At 68.9% G+C, this 2,221-nt stretch carries 1 protein-coding gene and 1 pseudogene; both read right to left on the reverse strand.

The window, feature by feature from the left end; translation table 11 throughout:
• Positions 1 to 145: 145 nt before the first annotated feature.
• A complete protein-coding gene (locus ACYVKZ_RS20560; protein WP_460994322.1) occupies positions 146 to 946 on the reverse strand; it encodes a maleate cis-trans isomerase family protein in 801 nt (266 codons plus the stop codon).
• A gap of 740 nt (positions 947 to 1,686) precedes the next feature.
• A pseudogene (locus tag ACYVKZ_RS20565) lies at positions 1,687 to 2,221 on the reverse strand (magnesium transporter MgtE N-terminal domain-containing protein); the annotation flags it as partial.

Consider the following 2,221-nt stretch of genomic DNA (forward strand, 5'->3'; position numbering starts at 1 on the left):
CTCGATCGTGGTTCCGACGACGCTGGCGAACGTCGCCCGCCGCGCGGCCTGCTGGCGGGTTATTGCTTGACTCATCATTCCTCCGTTGGCCTGACGTACGTTCCGGTGCGCCGGCGGGCCCAGATCTCTAGCGGGGGTGGTTCGTTCAGCGAATGGGAACCGGGACGAGCGCGCCGGAAAGGAGCTTCCCTGCGCCCTCGATCTGCGGGCGGTGGCCGAGCGCCTTGAGGATCTCGTAGGCCGTAGCCGTCGCAGCCGTGATGACAGGAAGGCCCAGTTCGTCCTCGACCTCCTGGACGGCGGAGAGGGACGGCATCTGGACGCACGCCGAGAGGACGATGGCGTCGACCCCTTCGCGGTCGAGGCGCCTCGCGATGCCCGGGAGCCCGGCGGGATCGAGCCGGCCCACCTCCAGGTTGTCCGCCACCTCAAGGCCGATGACGTCGCGAACCTCGATGCCCGACCCTGCGATGTAGTCGCTCACCATCCGGGTCAGCTCGGGCATGTAGGGCGTAACCATGACGATCCGACGGGCCCCCAGATCCTTCAGGGTCCGCACGAGGGCACCCGCGCTGCTCGCGACCGCGGCCGGGTGGCCGTTCGAGCGGGCGGCATCCGCGATCACGGACTCGGACTCCACGTGGGCGCCCGGGCCCTGCGCCATGACGGCAACGAGGCAAGCGTAGGCGATGACCTCGACGTCCGCGTCGGAGACGGCCACAGCGCACTCGGCGGCCTTCGACACCATCGCGGCAAGCTCTTCCCTCGTGACGTTCTTGAGGGCTGCACGCGCCGAATGGAAGGTGTAGCGGTTCCCCGTTGCGGCCGACTGACGCCGGAACAGCTCCGGCAGCTCCGTTTCCATTGTGACGTTCGAGCTCGGGACAATCAGCCCGATCCTCGAAACATCCCCCACCCGCGATTCAGCCGCTTGAGCGTGCGTCACTGCATCTCCTCACATCGTCGTGCATATAGCTTCAAACCCGCATTGTGGGCTGGGAACCCATAATGCGGATGAACTAGATCACTGTCAAATGGGCGCAGACCTCCGTTCGTCGGATGAGGGAGGCCCCGGACAGGCCCCGGCGGCCAGGCCGGATCCAGCCGGGATCGAGGCGTTCAGGCTCCACCTCGCGACTCCGGCAGGGAACTTCGGTGCGGCACCCCCGCTGGCATTGGGGGCAAAGACCCTGCACGAGGCAAAGGCTGAGGCTGAGGGTGTCATCCGCGAGGCCCAGTGTTGGAGGGCCGTCCCGTCCGCGGAAGTCCAGTCTGTATCCAAGCCGTGGTGCGGGGCCCGATGGGATGGACTCACGGGCAAGTGGTCCCATTGGGACCTCAGCCCCGACTACTGAGAGACGCTCGGGCTCCCGCTTCCGCGGGCGAAGGACGGGGCTGGAGGCCGCTGGCCGCAAACCGCTTCGACCCAGCCGACAGCAGGGGCGGGATCTGGCGCGGGCCCCTGAGGAAGGCCATCCGGGACTCATCCAGGGACGCATGCTCCCTCGCAGCGGCGGCGAAGGGGGACGGCAGGAGGGGCGGGCGCCTCGGCGGTGGGAAGGCGGCCGCGGCCCGGACACAGCCTTTGCTGCCCGGGAGCTCCCAGCAGGCAGATGCCTGAATGCCTGGACAGGTGCATCCGCATGATGGGACTCGCCCGTTCCGGGCGCTGGAGCGGCCTTGGCGTCAGACCGGCCGTTCGAGCTCGTCGAGGACATCTGCCTCGATCTCCGGGTACCTGTGGAGCTGGACGAGCAGCTCACGCCGCTCACGCCCGGTGGCCTCCTCGAGGATGTTCGCGATCTGAGTCGGCCTCAGGTGATGGAGTCGGCTGGCGGCAGCGCGGACCTCGGCGGAATCGGTGTGGCCGACGAGCGGCTCGAAGTCCTTCCAGTCCCGTGGGGAGCTGGGGACGTGACGCAGGCCGGACCTGAGCCAACGGCGCCGGAGCACATCCAACCCCGTGGCCGCCCACCCGTCGGAGACGGAGGTGAGCTGGACGTCGTAGGCGTTGACCAGCGCCGCGCGCTTGAGGTCGATGAGCCGGAGACGCAGGACGTCCCCGGACAGGAGCACAGTGCCCTCTCTGCGGAGGAACTCGCGCGGGTCGGCCGTGGGGACCTGGAGCTGGACGCCCCCGGGCTCGAGCCCATCGAGGTCCGCCCCCATGACGAACGCGCGCCTGCCGCCCACGGTGACAACGAGCCCGGTCACGAGCGGG

The sequence above is a fragment of the Sinomonas soli genome (genome assembly GCF_054782415.1).